We start from the raw sequence: 5,023 nt of genomic DNA on the forward strand, positions 1-5,023 counted from the left end.
ACCCACCACTTTCCCCGGGGCGGCCCGGCCCCTTTTTTTAACCCCCCCGGGGGGGCGGGGGGCCCCGCGGGCGGGGGCCGGCCCAGGCGGTGCTGAGGGCCGGCCAACGGCCGGCGCTACCCGGTTTGCAGATCTTCGATCTACAAACCTTGCATCAACGCCATCTGCGCCGAGTGTGGCGGCTCGTCGTGGCCGGGCACGCACTTGCGGTACTCGCCGTCGGCATGCAGCTCCCAGGCATTGAGATTGTCGTCCAGGTAGTTCTGCAGCACCTCACGGTACACGCGGCGGGCCAGTTCCGGATCCAGGATGGGGAAGCAGGTTTCCACGCGGCGCAGCAGGTTTCGCTCCAGCCAGTCCGCGCTGGCGCAGTAGAGCTCGGACGCACCATCGTTGCCGAACCAGTACACCCGGCTGTGTTCCAGGAAACGACCGACGATCGAACGTACCCGGATGTTGTCCGACACCCCCGGTACGCCTGGCCGCAGGGTGCAGGCACCGCGCACGATCAGGTCGATCTGGACACCTGCCTGCGAGGCGGCATAGAGCGCGCGCACGACCTGCGGTTCGTTCAGGGCATTCATCTTGGCAATGATCCGGCCCGGACGGCCGCTGGCAGCCAGGCGCATCTCGCGGTCGATCTTCTGCAGCAGGCCGGTATGCAGGGTGAAGGGCGACTGCAGCAGGCGCTTGAGCCGGGTTTTCGATGCCAGGCCGGACAGCTGCTGGAACAGCAGGTGCACGTCGTTGCCGATATCGGCATCGGCGGTGATCAGGCTCAGGTCGGTGTACGCCCGTGCCGTGCCGCTGTGGTAATTGCCGGTTCCCAGGTGCACGTAGCGGCGCAGTTTGCGGCCCTCGCGGCGCACGATCAGCAGCATCTTGGCGTGGGTCTTGAAGCCGACCACGCCGTACACCACCTGCACGCCGGCTTCCTGCAGGCGATCGGCCAGCCCGAGGTTGGCCTCTTCGTCAAAGCGCGCGCGCAGCTCCACCACCACGGTCACGTCCTTGCCGTTGCGGGCGGCCAGGATCAGTGCATCGACGATCTGCGAGTCCTTGCCGGTGCGGTACAGCGTCTGTTTGATCGCCAGCACATTCGGATCAACCGCGGCCTGCTTGATCAGGTCCAGCACGGCGGTGAACGCATCGAACGGATGGTGCAGCAGCACGTCCTTGCGGGCCACGGTCTCGAATATGCCATCAGTGTCGCGCAGGGTGCGCGGGCTCATCGGTGGGTACTTCAGGTCCGGGCGCGCCAGCAGGTCATACAGCTGGATTACCCGGTTGAGGTTGACCGGACCGTCGATCCGGTACACCGCGTTCTCGGTCAGGCCGAAGTTCTGCAGCAGGGTGCGCACGATCTCGCGCGGACAGTCATGGGCGATCTCCAGGCGCACCGCTGGCCGATACCCGCGGTCCACCAGCTCGTCGCGCAGCGCCAGCGCCAGGTTCTCCACTTCTTCCTCGTCCACCACCAGCTCGGAATTGCGGGTCACGCGGAACTGATAGGCCCCTTGCACCTCCATGCCCGGGAACAGTTCCTCGACGAAGGTGGACAGCACCGAGGACAGGAACACGTAGGTCTGCGCGCCGTTGCCCAGCGAATCAGGCAGCTGGATGATGCGGGGCAGGGAACGCGGGGCGCGCACGATGGCCATGTGCCCGGCGCGGCCGAACGCGTCGGTCCCCTTGAGCACCACCACGATGTTGAGCGATTTGTTGAGGATCTTCGGGAACGGGTGCGAGGGGTCCAGGCCCAGCGGTGACAGCACCGGCATGATCTCGTTGCGGAAGTACGCCCGCAGCCAGCGCTTCTGGCGATGGTTCCACGAATGCCGGCCGAGCACGTCGATGCCCGCTTCATGCAGGGCGGGGCGCAGGGTCTCGTTCCAGCAGCGGTACTGCTGGTCGACCAGTTCGGCGGCGCGGTCATGGATGGCGGTCAGAATCGCCTGCGGCGTCATGCCATCCGGTGCCGGCGGCAGGCCGAACTCCTGGGCGTGGCGCACGGCCGCGGCGCGGATCTCGAAGAACTCATCCAGGTTGGTGCAGGAAATGCACATGAAGCGCAGGCGCTCCAGTACGGGCACCTGCGGGTCCATGGCCTGGGCCAGCACACGGAAGTTGAAGTCCAGCTGCGACAGTTCGCGATTGATGTACAGCGAGGGCTCGCGCAGGGAATCGGTGTCCGTCGGCAACGCGATGGGAACGAGGGTGCTCATGCGGAGAAGTCTTCGGCAGAAGGAAGAGCGGCTTCGGTGCGCGCACGCACGTGGTCGGCGTCAAAGTGGCACGAGAACGTGCTGCCCTTGCCGACCTCGCTCTGGATCTCCAGGCGCGCGTGGTGCAGGCCCAGAATGTGTTTGACGATGGACAGGCCCAGCCCGGTGCCACCGCTTTCGCGCGAACGGCTGCTGGATACCCGGTAGAAGCGTTCGGTCAGGCGCGGCAGGTGGTTGGCCGGAATGCCATAGCCCGTGTCCCGGACCGACAACACCACGCCCTGGCCCTCGCGCGCCAGCACCACCTCGATGCGGCCATCCACCGGGGTGTAGCGCACGGCATTGGTGACCAGATTGGAGAACGCGCTGTGCAGCTCCTTGGTCGAGCCCAGCAGGTCCACGCCGGCGTTGTCGGTCACGCTGATCTGGTGGCGGCCCTGGCTGTGCGCTTCAGCCTCGCGGCGCAGCGTGGCCAGCATCGGGGCCATAGCCACGGTTTCTTCTTCGGTATGTTCCTGCGATTCCAGACGCGACAGGGTCAGCAGGTCTTCGACCAGCTGTGCCATGCGCTGGGACTGCTTGCGCATTTCTTCCAGCATCGGACCGGTACCCGGGAAGTCTTCCGGGTCCATCATGTCCAGGTAGCCATGCACGACGGTCAGTGGCGTGCGCAGTTCGTGCGACACGTTGGCCACGAAGTCGCGTCGCACCTGCTCCAGTCGCAGCAGCTTGCTCACATCGCGCGCGATCAGCAGCCAGTAGTCGGGCGAATACGGGATCAGGCGCAGGTTGAGACGGATCGCCGGGTCCACGGGGGACGGCACGTCCAGGATCGGTTCGGCGTTGCGGCCGCCGGCCAGCCAGTGCGCCAGCGGCATCGGCTGCAGACGCTCCACCAGGGCCTCGCCCAGGTCGCCTGGGTGATGCAGGCCCAGCAGCGAGGTCGCCGCTTCGTTGAACCACTGCACACGCTGGCTGTTGCGGTCGACCACGACCACCGCGTCCGGCAGGGCGGCGGCGGCGGCGCGGTAGCTGCGCAGCATGTCCAGCAGCCGGCGCTTGCGCGTACGCATCTCCACCTGGTTGCGATACAGCACGCGGTCCAGTTCGTTCCAGACGCCGGTGCCACTGGCGGTATCCCAACGCTGGCGTGCGGTCAGCCGACCCAGGACCGCGCGCAGGCGCCAGTAATGCCAGACCAGCGCGGCGATAGAGGCCAGTGCAATGCACATCCATACATGCCCGGTGGCCAGGCCCGCCAGTACCGCGGCAAGCAGCAGAACGGCCAGGGTGGCAAGGGTCTTCAGCCAGGCGGAGCGGATGTGGCGCGGCATTACAGACTCGCGTAGAGCGGGGCTCTGCCCCGCTGATGGTTGGGTGGCACGGAATGCGATCCGCTAATGGACCATATCAGGCCCGGCCGTGATCAGGTCGCGGTCGAGAACCGGTAGCCCGCCCCACGGACCGTCTGCACCATGTTTTCCGCGCCAAACGGCTCCAGCGTCTTGCGCAGGCGGCGGATGTGCACGTCGATGGTGCGCTCTTCCACATAGACGCTGCCGCCCCACACATGGTCAAGCAGCTGGGCGCGGGTGTAGACACGTTCGGGATGGGTCATGAAAAAGTGCAGCAGGCGGTATTCCGTCGGGCCGATCGGAATCGGCTGGTCGCCGGCGAAGACCCGGTGGGCAGCACCGTCGATGCGGATGTTGCCCACCGCGACGCTGCCGTCCTCGTCGTCCTCGCGGGCCCGGCGCATGACCGCCCGGATGCGGGCGAGCAGTTCACGCGCGGAGAACGGCTTGACCACATAGTCGTCCACGCCGGCTTCCAGGCCGCCGACCCGGTCATTTTCCTCGCCGCGCGCGGTCAGCATGATGATCGGCACTTCGCGGGTCAGCGCCTCCTTGCGCCAGCGTCGGGCCAGGTCCAGGCCGCTGGTGCCGGGCAGCATCCAGTCCAGCAGGATCAGGTCCGGTACGCGGTCAGCAATGGCCGTCTGCGCTTCGCGCGCGTCGCCGGCGTGGATGGGGTCGTAATCGCCCTTGCGCAGGGCGAAGGCGACCATCTCGCGGATCGCGGGTTCGTCGTCGACGATCAGGATGCGTTTTTGCACGTGCCCACCGTAATGCTTATCAGACCGGGATGCTGCCCAGTAGACTACGGTTTCATGACAGGTTTGTGACCAGCTGCCAGGGTGGATTCATCGACATGTCGCTTTCATGTCACTTTCACGCGCAAAGCAAGCCGGGCAAGCCCGGCTCTGCGCGGGTCGGCTGTCTCGTAGAGCCGGGCTTTGCCCGGCTGCTCCTGGCGCGGACTTACCGCCGCTCCAGCTCCGGATCATTGATCCCCTGTCGCCGCATCTCCAGCACCGTCGGAGTGATGGCTTCAATCCGCGCGTCCACCCGTGCCCGGCCCACGTAATCCAGCTCCGGCTGCTTCTTCAGGGCCTGCAGCTGCATCAGTGCCTGTTCCGGGCGACCGTTCAGGAAGGCGGCTTCGGCGTACGCCTCGCTGGCCCGAATGGTGTCTCCGGCCAGTTCGCTGGCGCGGGCGAAGCGCTGCTGGAACACCGGGTCATTGCCGCTCTGCGACAGCAGCGGGCGCAGCATTGCCTGCGCCCGCTGCCCGGCCTCGCGGCCACCTTGCTGATTGAGCACGTCGGCATAGGTCAGGGCCACCGGGCGGCTACCCGGATGCTGGCGCAGCAGGGCGTCGAAGCGGGCAGCGGCCTGGGCGGCCTGCCCTGAACGCGACTCGGCCTCGCCCAGTGCCAGCGCCAGCCACAGATTGTC

Annotated in this window: 3 protein-coding genes and 1 pseudogene; all 4 read right to left on the reverse strand. The window is 66.8% G+C overall.

From position 1 onward, the window contains the following. Positions 1-140: 140 nt before the first annotated feature. A complete protein-coding gene (gene ppk1, locus EGJ34_RS20420) occupies positions 141-2,225 on the reverse strand; it encodes a polyphosphate kinase 1 (RefSeq protein ID WP_125362260.1) in 2,085 nt (694 codons plus the stop codon). After that, a complete protein-coding gene (phoR, locus tag EGJ34_RS20425) occupies positions 2,222-3,559 on the reverse strand; it encodes a phosphate regulon sensor histidine kinase PhoR (protein WP_125362261.1) in 1,338 nt (445 codons plus the stop codon). The genes ppk1 and phoR overlap by 4 nt, the downstream gene beginning before the upstream one ends. A gap of 92 nt (positions 3,560-3,651) precedes the next feature. Next, positions 3,652-4,341: a phosphate regulon transcriptional regulator PhoB gene (gene phoB, locus EGJ34_RS20430; RefSeq protein WP_125362262.1), complete on the reverse strand. Its 690-nt coding sequence runs from the start codon at positions 4,339-4,341 to the stop codon at positions 3,652-3,654. 205 nt (positions 4,342-4,546) lie between these two features. Beyond that, positions 4,547-5,023 (reverse strand): annotated as a pseudogene (locus tag EGJ34_RS20435) (tetratricopeptide repeat protein); the annotation flags it as partial.

This window comes from Stenotrophomonas sp. 278 (genome assembly GCF_003935715.1).
Lineage (GTDB): Bacteria > Pseudomonadota > Gammaproteobacteria > Xanthomonadales > Xanthomonadaceae > Stenotrophomonas > Stenotrophomonas maltophilia_AH.